Origin of the sequence: Streptomyces sp. NBC_00076, assembly GCF_045041235.1 — a bacterium.
In the GTDB taxonomy this organism is placed as follows: domain Bacteria; phylum Actinomycetota; class Actinomycetes; order Streptomycetales; family Streptomycetaceae; genus Streptomyces.
Genome location: NZ_CP108242.1, coordinates 5,875,954 through 5,891,997, shown reverse-complemented (window position 1 = coordinate 5,891,997; position 16,044 = coordinate 5,875,954). Strand labels below are relative to the sequence as shown.

Annotated in this window: 20 protein-coding genes; 7 read left to right on the top strand and 13 right to left on the bottom strand. The window is 70.9% G+C overall.

Annotated elements, in window-relative coordinates; translation table 11 throughout:
• Positions 1 to 13: 13 nt before the first annotated feature.
• Complete coding sequence (locus OHA64_RS26680; RefSeq protein ID WP_405617298.1) at positions 14 to 775, bottom strand: MerR family transcriptional regulator; 762 nt, start codon at positions 773 to 775, stop codon at positions 14 to 16.
• A gap of 124 nt (positions 776 to 899) precedes the next feature.
• On the opposite strand from OHA64_RS26680, the gene OHA64_RS26675 reads away from it, so the two are divergent.
• A complete protein-coding gene (locus tag OHA64_RS26675; RefSeq protein WP_405617296.1) occupies positions 900 to 2,180 on the top strand; it encodes an ion channel protein in 1,281 nt (426 codons plus the stop codon).
• A 29-nt stretch (positions 2,181 to 2,209) separates the two neighbouring features.
• On the top strand, positions 2,210 to 3,622 hold the full coding sequence (locus OHA64_RS26670; RefSeq protein WP_405617294.1) for a glutamate decarboxylase: 1,413 nt from the start codon (positions 2,210 to 2,212) through the stop codon (positions 3,620 to 3,622).
• 115 nt (positions 3,623 to 3,737) lie between these two features.
• Here OHA64_RS26670 and OHA64_RS26665 read toward each other — a convergent pair whose 3' ends face one another.
• The 6 genes from OHA64_RS26665 to OHA64_RS26640 form a co-directional block, all read right to left on the bottom strand.
• Positions 3,738 to 4,499, bottom strand: a complete 762-nt coding sequence (locus tag OHA64_RS26665) for an ABC transporter permease (protein ID WP_405617292.1) — start codon at positions 4,497 to 4,499, stop codon at positions 3,738 to 3,740.
• Positions 4,496 to 5,449, bottom strand: a complete 954-nt coding sequence (locus OHA64_RS26660) for an ATP-binding cassette domain-containing protein (protein WP_405617290.1) — start codon at positions 5,447 to 5,449, stop codon at positions 4,496 to 4,498. The genes OHA64_RS26665 and OHA64_RS26660 overlap by 4 nt, the downstream gene beginning before the upstream one ends.
• Positions 5,450 to 5,572: 123 nt before the next feature.
• Positions 5,573 to 6,214: a PadR family transcriptional regulator gene (locus OHA64_RS26655; RefSeq protein WP_405617288.1), complete on the bottom strand. Its 642-nt coding sequence runs from the start codon at positions 6,212 to 6,214 to the stop codon at positions 5,573 to 5,575.
• 38 nt (positions 6,215 to 6,252) lie between these two features.
• Entirely contained in the window at positions 6,253 to 6,801 is a 549-nt protein-coding gene (locus OHA64_RS26650) for a DinB family protein (protein WP_405617286.1), read from the bottom strand.
• A 149-nt stretch (positions 6,802 to 6,950) separates the two neighbouring features.
• Positions 6,951 to 8,411, bottom strand: coding sequence for an aldehyde dehydrogenase family protein (locus OHA64_RS26645; RefSeq protein ID WP_405617284.1), 1,461 nt, complete (start codon positions 8,409 to 8,411; stop codon positions 6,951 to 6,953).
• Positions 8,412 to 8,521: 110 nt separating this feature from the next.
• Positions 8,522 to 9,346, bottom strand: a complete 825-nt coding sequence (locus OHA64_RS26640) for a helix-turn-helix domain-containing protein (protein WP_405624129.1) — start codon at positions 9,344 to 9,346, stop codon at positions 8,522 to 8,524.
• Positions 9,347 to 9,712: 366 nt separating this feature from the next.
• Here OHA64_RS26640 and OHA64_RS26635 point away from each other — a divergent pair, with 366 nt between their 5' ends.
• Positions 9,713 to 10,192 (top strand): ATP-binding protein, encoded by a 480-nt coding sequence (locus OHA64_RS26635; protein WP_405617282.1) that lies wholly within the window; start codon positions 9,713 to 9,715, stop codon positions 10,190 to 10,192.
• Between the two features lie 92 nt (positions 10,193 to 10,284).
• Here OHA64_RS26635 and OHA64_RS26630 read toward each other — a convergent pair whose 3' ends face one another.
• The 5 genes from OHA64_RS26630 to rpmG all read right to left on the bottom strand — a co-directional run bounded on the left by OHA64_RS26630 (position 10,285) and on the right by rpmG (position 12,763).
• Complete coding sequence (locus tag OHA64_RS26630) at positions 10,285 to 10,560, bottom strand: DUF397 domain-containing protein (protein ID WP_405617280.1); 276 nt, start codon at positions 10,558 to 10,560, stop codon at positions 10,285 to 10,287.
• A 298-nt stretch (positions 10,561 to 10,858) separates the two neighbouring features.
• Positions 10,859 to 11,092 carry a 30S ribosomal protein S18 gene (gene rpsR / locus OHA64_RS26625; protein ID WP_405617278.1) on the bottom strand — a complete coding sequence of 78 codons (234 nt, stop codon included), beginning with the start codon at positions 11,090 to 11,092 and terminating at the stop codon, positions 10,859 to 10,861.
• Positions 11,093 to 11,097: 5 nt separating this feature from the next.
• On the bottom strand, positions 11,098 to 12,330 hold the full coding sequence (locus OHA64_RS26620) for a CobW family GTP-binding protein (RefSeq protein WP_405617276.1): 1,233 nt from the start codon (positions 12,328 to 12,330) through the stop codon (positions 11,098 to 11,100).
• A gap of 4 nt (positions 12,331 to 12,334) precedes the next feature.
• Complete coding sequence (locus OHA64_RS26615) at positions 12,335 to 12,589, bottom strand: type B 50S ribosomal protein L31 (RefSeq protein ID WP_405617274.1); 255 nt, start codon at positions 12,587 to 12,589, stop codon at positions 12,335 to 12,337.
• A 9-nt stretch (positions 12,590 to 12,598) separates the two neighbouring features.
• The gene (gene rpmG / locus OHA64_RS26610; RefSeq protein ID WP_405617272.1) at positions 12,599 to 12,763 is read right to left on the bottom strand and encodes a 50S ribosomal protein L33; all 165 of its coding nucleotides are present in this window, start codon (positions 12,761 to 12,763) and stop codon (positions 12,599 to 12,601) included.
• A gap of 62 nt (positions 12,764 to 12,825) precedes the next feature.
• Here rpmG and rpmB point away from each other — a divergent pair, with 62 nt between their 5' ends.
• The 4 genes from rpmB (at position 12,826) to OHA64_RS26590 (ending at position 14,719) form a co-directional block, all read left to right on the top strand.
• Complete coding sequence (gene rpmB / locus OHA64_RS26605) at positions 12,826 to 13,062, top strand: 50S ribosomal protein L28 (RefSeq protein WP_405617269.1); 237 nt, start codon at positions 12,826 to 12,828, stop codon at positions 13,060 to 13,062.
• Positions 13,062 to 13,367: a 30S ribosomal protein S14 gene (rpsN, locus tag OHA64_RS26600; RefSeq protein WP_405617267.1), complete on the top strand. Its 306-nt coding sequence runs from the start codon at positions 13,062 to 13,064 to the stop codon at positions 13,365 to 13,367. Before rpmB ends, rpsN begins: the two co-directional genes overlap by 1 nt.
• Before the next feature lie 155 nt (positions 13,368 to 13,522).
• Positions 13,523 to 14,050 carry a hypothetical protein gene (locus tag OHA64_RS26595; RefSeq protein WP_405617265.1) on the top strand — a complete coding sequence of 176 codons (528 nt, stop codon included), beginning with the start codon at positions 13,523 to 13,525 and terminating at the stop codon, positions 14,048 to 14,050.
• A 138-nt stretch (positions 14,051 to 14,188) separates the two neighbouring features.
• Entirely contained in the window at positions 14,189 to 14,719 is a 531-nt protein-coding gene (locus tag OHA64_RS26590; protein ID WP_405617263.1) for a DUF4232 domain-containing protein, read from the top strand.
• A gap of 45 nt (positions 14,720 to 14,764) precedes the next feature.
• Here OHA64_RS26590 and OHA64_RS26585 read toward each other — a convergent pair whose 3' ends face one another.
• Entirely contained in the window at positions 14,765 to 15,967 is a 1,203-nt protein-coding gene (locus OHA64_RS26585; RefSeq protein WP_405617260.1) for a DUF2786 domain-containing protein, read from the bottom strand.
• Positions 15,968 to 16,044: the final 77 nt, after the last annotated feature.

Below are 16,044 nucleotides of genomic sequence, written 5' to 3'. Positions count from 1 at the left end.
CCGGGCCAGGACGTCAGGAGGCGCGGCGGGCGGCGTTCGCCCTGATCGCGTCCCTGAGGTGCTCGGCGAGCCCCGGGCGCATGGAGTCGTAGAACGCCTTGAAGCGCTCGTCGGACACGTACATGTCGGCGAGGCCCTGGTGGAGTTCGTACGAGCAGTCGTAGAACCACGTGCCGATGTGCTGCCGGTGTTCCTCGGCCATGGCCATGGCCGCTTCCCCGGTCGGTGGTTCACCGGCGGCCATCAGGGCGTCGTAGCGCTCGCTCCAGGCGTTGACCTCGGCCTGCATGCGCTTCCAGTCGTCCTTGGTGTAGCGGGCGGCGCGGCGCTGTGACTCGGCGTACGTGTCCGTGCCGCCCCAACGCTGTTCCGCCTCCTCGGCGTACTGCTCGGGATCCTTGTCGCCGAAGACCTCGAACCGCTCCTCGGGTGTCAGGTTGATGCCCATCGTGCGTGCCTCCATGGCGTGCTCCACGGCCGCCGCCATCTTCTGCAGCTTCTCGATCCGGGCGGTCAGCAGTTCGTGCTGGCGGCGCAGGTGCGCGCGCGGGTCCGCGGCCGGGTCGTCGAGCAGGGCGGTGACCTCGTCGAGCGGGAAGCCGAGCTCCCGGTAGAACAGGATCCGCTGGAGCCGGTCGAGGTCGTCGTCGCTGTAGCGGCGGTGACCCGCGTGGCTGCGCCCGCTCGGGACGAGCAGGGCGATGTCGTCGTAGTGGTGCAGTGTGCGCACCGTGACTCCGGCGAAGCCGGCGACCTGTCCCACGGAGTAGCTCACTTCGTCCGCCCCCTTCTCGGTACGCACTCCACACTGAGGCCTCACGTGGCGTGAGGTGCAAGCCGGAATCCGCGGGCGGATCCCTCCGGATGTTTCGCCCGTTTCGTCCGCTTATGGTGGGCCAGTGGCCCAGGACACCGCGCAGGCACCCCCCGCACCGGCGGCTCCGGCGCGGGTCCTGCTGCCGTTGATCCTCCCGGCTCTCGTGGTGGGCGTGGGCGCGAGTCTGATCCTCGTCGGGGTGAGCGAGGCGGCCGAGGAGCTCCAGGACGTGCTCTGGCATACCCTGCCGGACGCTCTGGGGGTCGGCAGGTACTCCGTGCTGTGGATGCTCGTCATGCTCACCGCGACGGGCGTGGCGGTCGGGCTGGTGGTGTGGAAGGTGCCCGGGCACGCCGGGCCCGACCCCGCCACCACCGGCCTCGAAGCACCCGTGCTGCCGGCCGCCGTGCTTCCCGGGCTGGTGCTGGCGACGGGGCTGATGCTCGCGGGCGGACCGAGCCTCGGTCCCGAGAACCCGATCATCGCCGTGAACGTGGGGCTCGCCTTCATGCTGGGGCACCGGCTGTTCCGGCGGGCGCCCGGCCCGCTGTGGGCGGCGCTGGCGGAGGCGGCGACGATCGGGGCGCTGTTCGGCACGCCCGTGGCGGCGGCCCTGGTCATCTCCGAGGCACTGGCCGGGAAGCAGGTGAGGGGGGCGCTGTGGGACAACGTCTTCGCGCCGCTGGTCGCCGCCGCGGCCGGGGCCCTGACGACCACTCTGGTGGACCGTCCCGTCTTCGACCTCCATCTGCCCGCCCTCGGCCCGCCCGGCTGGTCCGACCTGCTGGCCGCCCTGGTGGTCGCGTCGCTGGCGGCACTGCTCGGCATGTGCGCCGTGTACGCCTTCCCGTACGTCCACGGCGCGTTCGCCCGGCTCGGCCACCCGATGCTGGCCCTGCCGGCCGGCGGGCTCGTGCTGGGGCTGCTGGCCGCCCTGGGCGGCCATCTGACGCTGTTCAAGGGGCTGGACGAGATCGGTGAGCTGGCCCGCGATCCCGACGGCTGGTCGGCGGGGCAGTTCGCGACGATGACGGTGGTGAAGCTGGCCGCGCTGCTCGTCGCCGCGTCCTGCGGCTTCAGGGGCGGGCGGATCTTCCCGGCCGTGTTCGTCGGCACCGCCTTCGGCCTCGGCGCGCACGCCCTGGTACCGGCCGTCCAACCGGCGCTCGGGGTCGCCACGGGCGTCCTGGGCGTGCTCCTCGCCATCACCCGGCAGGGCTGGCTGAGCCTGTTCGCGGCCGCCGCTCTGGTGGTCTCCCCCACGATCCTCGCGCTGCTCTGCATCGCCTCGCTGCCGGCCTGGCTGCTGGTGACGGGACGGCCGCAGATGCAGCTGCGCGAGGACGGAACTCCCGTCCGCTGACCCCCGTTGACCCTCACAGGAGGCACCCCATGCCGTTGCACGAAGGTCCCCAGAAGCACGACGAGCGCCCCAGGCCCGTCAACCCGTTCTTCGGGGAGGCGAACCCGGTCAGCGGCATGACCGAGGCCCCGCCCACCCACCGGCTCCCGGACGCTCCGCTGCCGCCGACGACCGCCTACCAGCTCGTGCACGACGAGCTGATGCTGGACGGCAACGCGCGGCTGAACCTCGCCACCTTCGTCACCACCTGGATGGAGCCGCAGGCCGGCGTCCTGATGGGCGAGTGCCGGGACAAGAACATGATCGACAAGGACGAGTACCCGCGCACCGCCGAGCTGGAGCGGCGCTGCGTGGCCATGCTCGCCGACCTGTGGAACGCGCCCGACCCGTCGGTCGCCGTGGGCTGTTCCACGACCGGGTCGAGCGAGGCGTGCATGCTCGCGGGCATGGCGCTCAAGCGGCGGTGGGCGCGGCGCAACGCCGACCGCTACCCCTCGCGGGACGTCCGCCCGAACCTCGTGATGGGCGTCAACGTCCAGGTCTGCTGGGAGAAGTTCTGCAACTTCTGGGAGGTGGAGGCCCGGCTGGTCCCGATGGAGGGCGACCGCTTCCACCTCGGCGCGCAGGCCGCCGCCGACCTGTGCGACGAGAACACCATCGGGGTCGTCGGCATCCTCGGCTCCACCTTCGACGGCTCCTACGAGCCGATCGCGGACCTGTGCGCCGCCCTCGACGCCCTTCAGGAGCGGACCGGCCTGGACGTCCCCGTGCATGTCGACGGGGCGTCCGGCGCGATGGTCGCCCCCTTCCTCGACGAGGACCTGGTGTGGGACTTCCGGCTGCCGAGAGTGGCCTCCATCAACACCTCCGGACACAAGTACGGGCTGGTGTACCCGGGCGTCGGCTGGGCGCTGTGGCGCGACAAGGACGCCCTGCCGGAGGAACTCGTCTTCCACGTCAACTACCTGGGCGGTGACATGCCGACCTTCGCCCTCAACTTCTCCCGGCCCGGCGCCCAGGTGGTCGCCCAGTACTACACGTTCCTCCGGCTGGGCCGCGAGGGCTTCCGGGCCGTGCAGCAGTCCACGCGGGACGTGGCCCGGAGCCTCGCGGAGCGGGTGGAGGCGCTCGGTGACTTCCGGTTGCTGACCCGGGGCGAGGAGCTTCCGGTGTTCGCCTTCACGACCGCGCCCGGAGTGCAGGCGTACGACGTCTTCGACGTCTCCCGGCGGCTGCGGGAACAGGGCTGGCTGGTGCCCGCGTACACCTTCCCGCCGAACCGCGAGGACCTGTCCGTCCTGCGCGTCGTGTGCCGCAACGGCTTCTCGGCCGACCTCGCCGAACTGTTCATCGAGGACCTGAACCGGCTGCTGCCGGAGCTGCGTGCGCAGTCGCATCCGCTGATCCGGGACAAGGGGGCGGCCACGGGGTTCCATCACTGACAGGACTCCATTGCCGACGGACGCCGTCACTGACCGGACTCCATCGCCGACGGACCCCATCGCTGACGGACGCCGTCACCTGGGCCTGCCCCGCCGGGCAGGCCCCCCGACCGACCTACTTGCTCAACGCCCCGAACCGCCGTACCGCCAACGGCAAGAACACCACCAGCAGCGCCACCGGCCAGAGCACCGCCGCCCCCGCATGCCCCGACTCCGCGCCCTGCGCGCCGAACAGGTCCCGTACCGCCGTCGCCGTCTGGGACAGCGGGTTCCACTCGACCACCGCGCCCAGCCAGTCGGGCATGGAGCCGGGGGCCGCGAAGGCGTTGGAGAGGAAGCCGACCGGCCAGACCAGGATCTGCACGGCCTGGACCAGCTCCGGCTTGCCGGCCACCATCGCGAGGTGGATGCCGATCCACAGCATGGCGAACCGGAACAGCAGCAGCAGACCGATGGCGCCGAGGAAGCCGGCCACGCCGCCGTGCGCCCGCCAGCCGAGGGCGAGGGCGACGCCGGTCATCATCGTCAGGCTCAGCGCCGACTGGATCATGTCGGCGACCGAACGGCCCACCAGCACCGCACCGTTGGCCATCGGCATGGACCGGAAGCGGTCGATGACGCCCTTGTTGAGGTCCTGGGTGACGGCGAGCATCGTGCTCTCCAGCCCGAACGCCATGGTGAGCGCGAGCATGCCGGGGACCAGGTAGTCGACGTACTCGCCCTCGACACCCCGGCCGCCGCCGACGAGGTACCCGAACATCAGCAGCAGCATCACGGGAAAGACCAGGCCCACCAGGACCCGCACCGGCTGCCGCGCCCAGTGGGCGAGTTCGCGCCGGGTCATGGTCCAGGAATCGGTCAGCGCGTAGGTACTCACACGGCCTCCTTCACTCGGTGGTCGTCGCCGGTCAGGTGCAGGAACACCTCGTCGAGCGTCGGGCGGCGCAGGGACACGTCCTCCGCCTCGATGCCGGCCTCCTCCAGGGCCCGTACGACACCGGAGAGCGCCGCCATGCGATCGGTGACCGGGGCGCTGAGCAGCCGGCGGTCGGTGTCGACGGACACCTCGGCGGCGACGATCGGCAACAGGGCCACCGCCGCGCCCAGTTGACCGGCGTCCCGCAGGACCACGTCGATGCGGTCGCCCCCGGTCAGCGCCTTCAGCTCGTCCGCCGTGCCGTCGGCGACGACCCGGCCCCGGTCGACAACCGAGATGCGGTCGGCGAGCTGGTCGGCCTCCTCCAGATACTGGGTGGTCAGCAGAACGGTCGTACCGCCGCCGACGAGGGAGCGGACCGCGGCCCACACCTCGGCGCGGCCGCGCGGGTCGAGGCCGGTCGTCGGCTCGTCCAGGAAGAGCACCTCCGGTTCGGTGATCAGGGAGGCCGCCAGGTCCAGGCGGCGCCGCATGCCGCCGCTGTACGCGCTGACCGGTTTGCGGCCGGTGTCGGCGAGGCCGAAGCGCTCCAGGAGCTCGTCGGCGCGCATCCGCGCCCGTCGGGCGCCCAGGTGGTAGAGGCGTCCGAACATGTCCAGGTTCTGGAGGCCGGAGAGTTCCTCGTCCACGGCGGCGTGCTGGCCGAGCAGGCCGATGCGCAGGCGTACGTCGTAGGCCCGGCGGACCACGTCGTGGCCGGCCACCTCGGCGCGGCCCTCGTCCGGGCGCAGCAGCGTGGTCAGGACTCGGACGGCGGTGGTCTTGCCGGCGCCGTTCGGGCCCAGCACGCCGTGCACGGTGCCGCGGGCCACGCGCAGGTCGAGGCCGTCGAGGGCCGCCTTGTCGCCGTACCGCTTCCGTAGTCCCTCGGCGAGGATCGCGTCGGTCATGGAGCTCCCTTCGAATCACCCGGGCGGTGTAGTAAAACTTGACTACTGACTGCCGACGGAGGCTATGCCCAGAGAGGCTGTTAGTCAAACTTGATTAGCTCCGAGCCCGGGAAGTCCGACGCCTCAGCAGCCGTCTCCCGGCTGCCGCGCCCCCGTCGCGAACGGGTTCTCCTCACCTTCCGCCAATACGCCGACGAACGGCTCGCCCTCCCCCGCGAAGGTGTACGCCCCGCCGCGGATGCGCTCGATGAGGCCCCGGGTCCACTCGGCGCCGGTGTCGGCCGAGTGGACCCAGAAGTTCATGATCTCGCCGATGTGACCGAGCTGACCGGGTCCCTCCTCGGGCGTGTAGTACTCGGTGACCGACGTGCGCCACGCCTCGATGCTGCGCACCCGCTCCTCCAGGAGGCCGAGAACCTCCTCGCGGCCCAGGTCGACCATGGTGCCGAGCGCGGCGGTGAGCACGTCCGGCCGCTGGTCGTAGGCGGTGAGGTACTGGCGCACCAGCGAGAGGTACTCCTCGGTGCCGGCCTCGGTGACCTCGTACTCCGTCCGCGGCGGCCCCCCGGCCGTGGACGGCGCGATCTCGTGCTCGTGCAACAGCCCTTGCTTCGCCATCTGTTTCAGGGCGTGGTAGATCGAGCCGGGCTTGGCGTTGGACCACTCGTGCGCGCCCCAGTACTCCAGGTCGTTGCGCACCTGGTAGCCGTGGGCCCGCCCGTGCTGACGGACGGCCCCGAGCACGAGGAGACGGATCGCTGACATGCGGTCCAGATTAGGCCGCCACGCCGAAGCACCACGGGTCAGCCCCAGGAGGTGCCCTGCTCCTTCGCCACCAGTTCGAAGGCGGTCGCGCCGTCCAGGGACTCACGGATGATGTCGGCGTGGCCGGCGTGCCGGGCCGTCTCGCGGATCAGGCACAGGACCAGCCAGCGCATCGAGACGCGCTCGTCCGGCGGGAACCAGGGGTCGTTCGGGAGCGGGAAGGTGTCGTCGAGGCTCGGGACCCCGCGGACGAACGCCTCCGTCTCGGCGGCGACCTTCTCGTAGTGGGCGAGCTGCGACTCGACCGTCTCGTCGCCCGACAGCTGGAAGCACTCGTGCCAGTTCGACTCGTCCCGCTTGATCGCCGGCGGTTCGCCCTTGGCCCGCGCGACCCAGCTCTGCTCGGCCTCGGCGACATGCTTGAGCAGACCGGAGAGGGACAGCTCGCTGGCGCTGGGGCGGGAGGCCGCCTGCTCGTCCGTCAGTCCGAGCAGGGCCCTGCGGATGCCGCCGCGCTGCTCCGCCAGGAAGGAGAGCAGCGCCCCGCGCTCGTCGCCCTGCGCCTCGGGTCGCACGTGAGCCACCATGACCGGCCGCCTTTTCGTCGGAATCGGATGTGCCGGGGCTTCCCCCGACACCGACGAAGCTACGGGCCCTTGCGGTCAGCTTCTGTCCGCAAGGGCCCGGGGCGGCCGAAGAACAACCAGGCCGAAGAGAGAATCCAGAAGAGAGAGAACTAGAAGGGGAACCCGCTCCGGCCGTGCTGTACCGAGATCCACTTCAGCGTGGTGAACGCGTCCGCGGTCGCCTCGCCGTTCAGGCGGCCGATACCGGAGTGCTTCTCGCCGCCGAAGGGGACGACGGGCTCGTCGTGGACCGTGCCGTCGTTCACGTGGAACATGCCGGTCTCGATCTGCTTGGCGAACGCGACCCCCCGCTCGATGTCACCGGTGTGGACGGCGCCGCTCAGGCCGTACGGGGTGTCGTTGACGAGGCGTACTGCCTCCTCCTCGCCGTCGAAGGGGACGAGGAAGACGACCGGGCCGAAGACCTCCTGCTGGAGCAGGGCGGAGTCGGCGGGGACATCGGTGAGGACCGAGGGCTCCACCAGGTTGTCGGTCCTCGTGCCGTGCACGAGCGCCGTGGCACCCTCCGCGATCGCCTGCTCGACGACGCCCGAAACGGCTTCCGCCTGCGAGGAGTTGATGAGCGGGCCGATGACGGTCTCGGGGGCGCTCGGGTCGCCGGACTTGAGGGTCCTGACCTTGGCGACGAACTTCTCGGTGAACTCGTCCGCGACCGAACGGTCCACGAGGACCCGGTTGGCGGCCATGCAGACCTGCCCCTGGTGGACGAACCGGCTGAAGACCGCGGCGTCGACCGCGTAGTCGACGTCGGCGTCGTCGAGGACCACCAGCGCGCTGTTGCCGCCGAGTTCGAGGATCGAGCGCTTGAAGTTCGCGGCGCAGACGGTGGCGACATGCCGGCCGACCTTGTCGGAGCCGGTGAAGGAGATGACCTTCGGTACCGGGTGCTCGATGAAAGCGTCACCGATCTCGGCGATGTCGGTGATGACGACGTTGAGCAGACCGCCGGGCAGGCCCGCGTCCTCGAAGATCTTCGCGACCAGGGAGCCGCCCACGATGGGGGTGTTCTGGTGCGGCTTGAGGACGACCGCGTTGCCGAGGGCGAGCGCCGGGGCGACCGACTTGAGCGAGAGCAGGAACGGGAAGTTGAAGGGGCTGATCACGCCCACCACCCCGACCGGCACACGGTAGAGGCGGTTCTCCTTGCCGTCGACCGGAGAGGGGAGGATCCGGCCCTCGGGGCGCAGCGCGAGGTGGATCGACTCGCGCAGGAACTCCTTGGCGAGATGGAGTTCGAAGGCGGCTTTCAGCCGGGTGCCGCCGAGCTCGGCGACGATCACCTCGCTGATCTCCTGCTCGCGCTCCTCTATCAGCCGCAGCGCCTTCTCGAAGACCCCGCGCCGCGCGTACGGGTTGGTCGCGGCCCATTCCTTCTGGGCGCGGGCGGCCGCCCTGTACGCCTCGTCGACCTCGTCGACCGTGGCTATGGTGATCGACGCCAGCTTCTCGCCGTCGTACGGGTTGAAGTCGATGATGTCCCAGGAACCTGTTCCCGGGCGCCACTCACCGTCGATGTACTGCTGAGCCAGGTCGGTGAAGTAGGACGACATGTGATCCCCAAGTCACTAGCAGACGCACGATCAATGCCACGGTCTGATCACACGTCATCGTACTTGTGTGCCATGTGAGTTGGGGGCGGAGCGCAACCTTCTGGGGAAACCTAGGAAAGCTGGAGGAGGCCCCGGAGAAGATCCCGGCTCTCGTCCGGCCCGGGACTGTCCTGCTGGAGCTCCTTCAGCGCCTTCTCGTACTGGGCCACGTCCTCGTGCTTGTCCAGGTAGAGCGCGCTGGTGAGCTGCTCCAGGTAGACCACGTCCGAGAGGTCGGACTCCGGGAAGGACAGGATGGTGAACGCGCCGCTCTCGCCGGAGTGGCCGCCGAAGCCGAACGGCATTATCTGCAGCCGCACGTTGGGGCGCTCGGAGATCTCGATCAGATGCTGGAACTGGCCGCGCATCACCTCGCGGTCGCCGTAGGGGCGGCGCAGGGCGGCCTCGTCGAGAACGACGTGGAACTCGGGGGCGCCGTCCTCCAGGAGGTACTTCTGCCGCTCAAGACGCAGCGCCACGCGCCGTTCGACGTCCTCCCTGCTCGCGCCCTTCATGCCGCGCCGCACGACCGCGCGGGCGTACGCCTCGGTCTGCACCAGGCCGTGCACGAACTGCACCTCGTAGGCGCGGATCAGGGACGCCGCGCCCTCCAGGCCGACATAGGTGGGGAACCAGCTCGGCAGGACGTCCGAGTAACTGTGCCACCAGCCCGCGACGTTGGCCTCCTTGGCGAGGGAGAGCAGCGAGGCGCGCTCCGCCTCGTCCGTGATGCCGTACAGCGTCAGGAGGTCCTCGACGTCCCGTGTCTTGAAGCTCACCCGGCCCAGTTCCATCCGGCTGATCTTCGACTCGGAGGCGCGGATGGAATATCCCGCCGCCTCGCGCGTGATCCCGCGTGCCTCACGCAGCCGCCTGAGTTGCGAGCCGAGCAGCATCCGCCGCACCACCGATCCGGGCTCTCCCGCGCTCACGTTCGCCAGCCTCCCCAACCGTCTTCAGGTTCCGAAGTCTGCCACTAAAACACTCCGAGCAGTACTCGTCCGATTACAGAGAAGGAAAGAACCCGAAGTTTCCGCATGGACGTCGGACAGGTTCTGGGCAGAGAACGGACGGGAGATACGGAGAAGATGGCGGAAAAAATGGCCAACAAGCGGTACAGGAGAGCCCAATTCGGTCGCGTGCACGTGCATCTGCACCTTGCATCTGCACCGCGCATCCGAAACCATGGTGTCGCGCCACCGCTGCATCGCAACGACCGCGAATTCCCGGGAGTGCCTCGCATGGGAACGAATGGATCGACCATGCTCAAGCCATTACGGCAGGGCCTTCCGCCGCTGGATCCCGCGGCAGTGTCCGACGCCGCCTCCTGCGCCCTGCCCGCCCGCTACGAAGCGGTGCGCGAGGCGCGGCGGTTCACCCGCGGAACACTCGACCAGTGGGACCTGGACGAGCGCTTCGACGACGTGTGCCTGGTGGTCTCCGAGCTTGTCACCAACGCCCTGCGGCACGCGTTGCCGGCCAACGTCCCGCGCACGTCCGAACAGTGTCCGCCCGTGCGGCTGCATCTGATGCGCTGGACCGAGCGACTGGTGTGCGCGGTGCGTGATCCCAGCCACGAGAGCCCGGTCGCGCGCGACTCCGACGACGACTTCTCCGCCGAGTCCGGCCGCGGCCTGTTCCTCGTCGACTCCTTCAGCGACAGCTGGGGCTGGCACCCGCTCGCGAGCACGCTGGGCGGCAAGGTCGTGTGGGCCCTGTTCCGGCTGCCCACCACCGAATAAAGCCTGGCGGCACATCCTGACGTGCGAGTTCTACGCGCGTTACGGTCCGTCAGACACCACTCGCCCTCAGTCGCCTCCGCGCGGGGCGGGGATCAGCCCGCTATCAGGTGGTCGAACTCGCCGTCCTTGATACCCAGCAGCATCGCCTCGATCTCGGCACGGGTGTAGACCAGCGCCGGGCCGTCGGGAAAACGCGAGTTGCGGACGGCCACGTCCCCGCCGGGCAGGCGCGCGAACTCCACGCAGGAACCCTGCGAGTTGCTGTGCCGACTCTTCTGCCAGGCCACCCTCAGATGGGCGGCGGCCATACCGTTGTACGCGCCGGACACGCCGGACGCGTCGGCAACGTCGTACACGTCGTGGTCCACAGGTCGCTCCCCGGTGGTGCACTGGCTGGTGAGGCCATGGATGCAGTGGTCGATTGACCCGGATCATAGCCCTGTTCATGTGCAGACGCATGGACAGATGCACTTGCAGATGCACGTGCACGCGGGGTGTTCCCGTGGTTACAGCTTCGGCGGTCGTGTCGCCGGCCCGTTTCGCCGACACCACGTGCGCCTGGGCCCTGCCCCAGGAAGAGTCCTCCCTAGGAAGAGACGCGCGGCGGGGCGTTCGTGTTCCACCGGCCGGGAGATGGTCCGGAATGGACCACCTCCCCGACGCCGGTCAGCGGCTCGAGTACGGCAGCAGCGCCATCTCCCGCGCGTTCTTGATCGCACGGGCCAGCAGCCGCTGCTGCTGTGCCGAGACACGGGTGACCCGGCGGCTGCGGATCTTGCCGCGGTCGGAGATGAACTTCCGCAGCAGATCGGTGTCCTTGTAGTCGATGTAGGTCACGCCGGCCTGGTCCAGCGGATTGGGGCGGGACGTGGCGGGCTTGCGGTCGAGCTTGCGGGCCATGGGTGTCAGACCTCCAGGAGGGTGTCGAAGGCGGGCGGCAGCCGCTTCCAGGCGTCGCGCCCGCCGGCGTACTCGGCGTCGGTCAGCAGGCAGGTCTCGAGGAGCCGTTCGAGTCCGTCGCGGTCCAGCCCGGGCGAGGTGAAGACGAGGTGCTGGCAGCAGTCGCCGTGCTCGGGGTGCCAGTCCAGCGCGGCGGCGGCGCGGCGGACCGGCGGGACCATCTCCCAGGCCGCGTCGGGAAGGGAGGCGAGCCAGGGACCGGCGCTCTCCACGCACAGGGCGCCGCCGGCCGCGTCCCAGTGCAGCAGGGTGTCCGGCTTGTCGGCGAGCCAGAATCGCCCACGGCTGCGGGCGGCGGCACAGGTGATGTCCTCCAGCGCCTCGTACAGCCGCTCCGGATGGAAGGGGCGGCGGCGGTGCCAGACGAGGGTCGACACGCCGTGCGCGTCGGCCTCGGCGGGGAGCAGGGCGCAGGCCGGGTGCTGGGCGGCGTCGGCCGCCTCCACGTCGAAACCGGCGAGTGCGGCCCGCGCCAACGGGGACCGCGCGCCGGACTGGTCGGTGAACCAATCGGTGAACCGGTCTGTCGACTGGTCGGTGGACCGAGCGGTGGACTGCGGGCCCGCCAGGCCCCGCGGGTGGCCGCCCTCGATGCGGACCTGGCGGGCGGTCGGGTGCAGCTGGGCGAGCAGCTCGCGGTCCTCGTCGTCGGCGTCCGGGGAGTCGGCGACGGCCAGGACGGGGGCGTACTCCAACTGGCGGGCGAAGGTGTCGGCGACCGTGCGCTGGTCGGTGGCCGCGGCAGCGAGGCCACGTTCGGCCAGGTCGTCGCCGTTGCCGAGGTACGGCAGGACCAGCGCCGGGTCGACGGCGGTGATCACGCCGGTGACGGTGAGCCCGCCGGCCGTGACCACCTCGGCCATGGCCTTGGGCTCGACCGAGTCCCACAGCTCGACGACGGCGAGGCGGGTCGGACCGGCTTCGGCGAGTCGGCGCAGCTCCGGGACGAGGTCCTCCCGGAGCGCGCAGCACGCGCAGTCGTTGACGAGGGGCGCCTCACCGGCGGCGAGAACACCGGTGGCGTCACGGATCGTCCGTATCACCGTGCCGGCCGCGGCTGTCGCCAGGTCGTGGTGGAGGACCACACTGCCGGGCACGTCGGCGAGCAGCCGCTCGACGGCCGCCTTGCGGGCGTCGGCGTGCAGCCCGCCGACGATCACGACGGAGAGCTCGGGCACCGTACTAACCCTTTCCGTACCGGCGTTCGAAGCGCTCCACGCGTCCGGCGGTGTCCAGGACACGGGCGGTGCCCGTGTAGAAGGGGTGGCTGACGGAGGAGGTCTCGACGTCGACGACGGGGTACGTGTTGCCGTCCTCCCACTCGATCGTCTTCCCACCCGCCGCGGCCGACAGGGTGGAGCGGGTCAGGAAGACGTGGTTCGCGGCGCGGTCGCGGAAGACGACGGGGCCGTAGTCCGGGTGGATTCCCTTGCGCATGGCGGGTGTTCAGCGCTCCTCTCGGAAGTCGGCGTGCCGGCGGGCAACCGGGTCGTACTTGCGCAGCGTCATGCGGTCCGGGTCGTTGCGGCGGTTCTTGCGGGTCACATAGGTGAAGCCGGTTCCGGCGGTGGACCGGAGCTTGATGACCGGGCGGAGTTCGTTGCGTGCCATGCTGCTACCTTACTGAAAATGAATTCCATTTACACATCTGCTTCGAGAGAGGTGCATCACCCGTGTCCGCCCACTGCATGCTGACCGGCGCCCAGCCCGGCTTCGGCAACCGCATCTCGCACTCCCACCGGCGCACCTCGCGCCGCTTCGACCCGAACATCCAGTCCAAGCGCTACTGGCTGCCCAGCGAGGGCCGGTACGTACGGCTGCGACTGAGCGCCAAGGGCATCAGGACCGTCGACACGATCGGCGTCGAGGCGGCCGTGGCCCGGGTCCGGGCGCGGGGGGTGCGGATCTGATGGCCAAGAAGAGCAAGATCGCGAAGAACGAGAAGCGGCAGGAGATCGTCGCCCGGTACGCCGAGCGGCGCGCCGAGCTGAAGGAGATCGTCCGGCGGCCCTCGTCCACGGACGCGGAACGTCTCGCCGCGCAGCGGGAGTTGCGCGGCCAGCCCCGGGACGCCAGCGCCACGCGGGTACGCAACCGGGACCAGGTGGACGGCCGGCCGCGCGGCTACTTCCGGGCCTTCGGGCTGTCCCGGGTGAGTCTGCGGGGGCAGGCCCACGCGGGGTATCTGCCAGGAGTGCGGAAGTCGTCCTGGTGAGGGCCCGGGTGTGAGGGCCCGGGGGGTTCCGGGTGTGAGACCCGGGCGTTCCGGTGTGAGGTCCCGGGTGTGAGGCTCCGGGCCGGGGGTGTCCTGGTAGCTTGCTGCGGTCCTCCCGGCCAACCGGGCCGACCGCTACAGCTTGGGAGCTTCCAGTGACTTGGCCGACTTGGGACACACACCGGCGGATCCGGGTCGCGGCCACGGCCGCCGGCCTCGTGGGCGCGCTCGCGCTGACCGCGTGCAGCGGCGACAGCGGCTCCGACGACGAGCCCTCCACCGGCTCCGGCCCGTCCGCTTCCACCTCCGCCTCCGCCAGCGCCGACGCGGGCGGCGGGAGCGGGTCCGGCGACTCCAAGGGCACGTCGGGCGGGATCCAGGGGAGCTGGCTCGCCACCACCGACGGCAAGGCCGTGGCGCTGGTGATCACCGGCGACCAGGCCGCACTGTTCACCACCGGCGGGAGTGTGTGCAGCGGCACCGCGGGTCAGGCGTCGGGCGCCCGGACGATCCGCCTCACCTGCACGGACGGCAACAAGGACCGGGCCTCGGGCGTGGCCGACCCGGTAGGGGGCGAGACGCTGAAGGTGACCTGGAAGAGCGGTCTCGGCGTGGAGGAGTACACCCGGTCGGAGGGCGGAACGCTGCCGACCGGGCTGCCGACGGCGAGCCTGGGGTCGTAGACCGGACGGGGGGGGGCCAACGGTGCCGCTCCCTTCGTGCGTCACGCTCCCTTCGTGCGTCACGCTCCCCTCGTACATGACGATCCCCTCGTACGGGATGATCCTCGCGTACCGCCGTCTCGCCCCAAAGGACCCCACATGCGCGCCATTCCGCTCGCCGTCACCGCCCTCGCCGCGGCCCTCCTGCTGACCGCCTGCGACAGCGGCGGGGGCGACGACACCGGCAGCACCTCCGGCAAGGCCGGGGGCGCCTGCGGGATCGGGCAGCTGGGCGTGGAGGTCGGTCCGGCGAACGCCGCACCGACCGCCGGGGACACGGGCAACATCCCCGTCTCCCTCACCAACCAGAGCGCGCCGTGCGCCCTGGACGGCTCCCCCGGCATCGCCCTCAAGGCCGGCGACACCGTCGCGACCGTCCCCGCGGCGACCGGCGCCAAGCCCGAGAAGCTGACCCTCGCCAAGGGCGAGAGCGCGACCTTCACCCTCACCTACGTACGGGGCGGCGCGACCGGCGCGAAGAGCCTCGCCGCGAAGAACCTGGAGGTCAGCCTGCCCGGAGACGCCGACACCACCAAGAGCTTCCGGTGGTCGTACGGCGTGGTCGCGCTGAAGGGCGACGGCGGGGCGCCGGACGCCTCGGTGGGACCGTTCACTCGGGCGGGTGACTGAGCCAAGGGGTCATCCAGATGGCTCCGCCCTACGCGCGCGTGGGCGTCACTCCAGCGGCCGTCGGGATCCGACCTGGGCACGGTCGGCGGCCTGCGCGCCCTCCGTCCAGCCCGCCTCGTCGCTCACCCCGCGCAGTCGGGTCGTGCTCGTCCGCGGGAACATGCGGTCCAGGCGGTCGGTGACCGCGACCTCACGGGAGGCCAGGACCGGGAGCAGGTCCTCGCTCACCGGGGTGGCGGCGGCCTCGCGCAGGCGGATGCCGACACGGTGGGCGTAGGCGGCGAGGAACGACTGCCGGAAGGTCTTGGTGCGCTTGCGGCCGCCCGCGCGCTGGGCCGCCTCCGCCTTCGTCATCGCGGACTGGGCCTGCACCAGCAGCGAGGTGTACAGGAGTTCGACCACCTCCAGGTCCGACTCGAAACCGACGACGGTGGAGAAGGCGAAGGGTTCGTTCCACACCGCCCGGCAGTGGTTCGCGGCGGCGACCGCGTCCAACAGCACCGCCTTCGCCTGCTCGTACGGCGGCTCGACCCCGATACGGCAGGCGCCGGGCGCGTCGGCGGCGCCGGCCCCGCCCCGGTCCGCGAGGACCGCCTCGTCGACACTGTGGCGGGCCATCAGCTGCTGCGCCCTTTCGCTGAGCGCCTCCGCCTCCGCCGGGAAGTCGGTCGCCTCCGCCTTGGCGAGGAGCCCGCGGATGCGCGTGAGCATGCGGGATTCGGTGCCGCGCCCCGACCCGGGACCCTGGCGTGGCCCTGAGCCCGGCCGCGGCTCTTCGAGGGGTTCCAGCGCCGGCAGCCGCAGGAGCAGGCGGTACAGCTCCAGTACGGCGGTGGCGTGCGCGAAGCGGTCCGGGCGCGGCGGGGTGCCGCCGGGGTCCGCGAGGCGGCCGAGCTGGGCGAGTTGGGCGGTCCAGCGTCGGCCGCGCGGGCGGTCGTTCGGGGACTGCGCGTGGATCAGTCCGGCCGCCAGGCGTACGTGGATGTCGTCCAGCTCGCGGCCCACGATCCGTACGACATCCGCGGGCTGCCAGCCGCGCCGCCAGGCCGCCGCCACGAACTCCTCGCCCCGCCGGGCCAGTTCCGCGTCCGCCGCGGGGTGTGCCGCGAGGAGGGAGGCGCCAGTGTCGAGGGAGGTGTCGGAATCGGCGTACAGGGCGGCCCGGAAGGCTCGTTCGACGGTGCCGGCCGTGGCGGCGGAGTCGTCAGCCCCGTGGCCCGCGTTGTTCGCGCTGCTCGTACTGCTCACTCGGCGATCGTCTCATTTCCCGAAGACCAGGCGTCAACCCGAGGTTGACACGAGGGGGGTGTCAACCTACGGTTGAC

Bases quoted from the DNA above. Each gene is read 5' to 3' on its own strand.
- OHA64_RS26670 (WP_405617294.1), top strand. From the start codon at position 2,210: ATGCCGTTGCACGAAGGTCCCCAGAAGCACGACGAGCGCCCCAGGCCC.
- OHA64_RS26660 (WP_405617290.1), bottom strand. From the start codon at position 5,449: ATGACCGACGCGATCCTCGCCGAGGGACTACGGAAGCGGTACGGCGAC.
- OHA64_RS26655 (WP_405617288.1), bottom strand. From the start codon at position 6,214: ATGTCAGCGATCCGTCTCCTCGTGCTCGGGGCCGTCCGTCAGCACGGG.
- OHA64_RS26650 (WP_405617286.1), bottom strand. From the start codon at position 6,801: ATGGTGGCTCACGTGCGACCCGAGGCGCAGGGCGACGAGCGCGGGGCG.
- OHA64_RS26645 (WP_405617284.1), bottom strand. From the start codon at position 8,411: ATGTCGTCCTACTTCACCGACCTGGCTCAGCAGTACATCGACGGTGAG.
- OHA64_RS26640 (WP_405624129.1), bottom strand. From the start codon at position 9,346: ATGCTGCTCGGCTCGCAACTCAGGCGGCTGCGTGAGGCACGCGGGATC.
- OHA64_RS26635 (WP_405617282.1), top strand. From the start codon at position 9,713: ATGCTCAAGCCATTACGGCAGGGCCTTCCGCCGCTGGATCCCGCGGCA.
- rpsR (WP_405617278.1), bottom strand. From the start codon at position 11,092: ATGGCCCGCAAGCTCGACCGCAAGCCCGCCACGTCCCGCCCCAATCCG.
- OHA64_RS26615 (WP_405617274.1), bottom strand. From the start codon at position 12,589: ATGCGCAAGGGAATCCACCCGGACTACGGCCCCGTCGTCTTCCGCGAC.
- rpmG (WP_405617272.1), bottom strand. From the start codon at position 12,763: ATGGCACGCAACGAACTCCGCCCGGTCATCAAGCTCCGGTCCACCGCC.
- rpsN (WP_405617267.1), top strand. From the start codon at position 13,062: ATGGCCAAGAAGAGCAAGATCGCGAAGAACGAGAAGCGGCAGGAGATC.
- OHA64_RS26590 (WP_405617263.1), top strand. From the start codon at position 14,189: ATGCGCGCCATTCCGCTCGCCGTCACCGCCCTCGCCGCGGCCCTCCTG.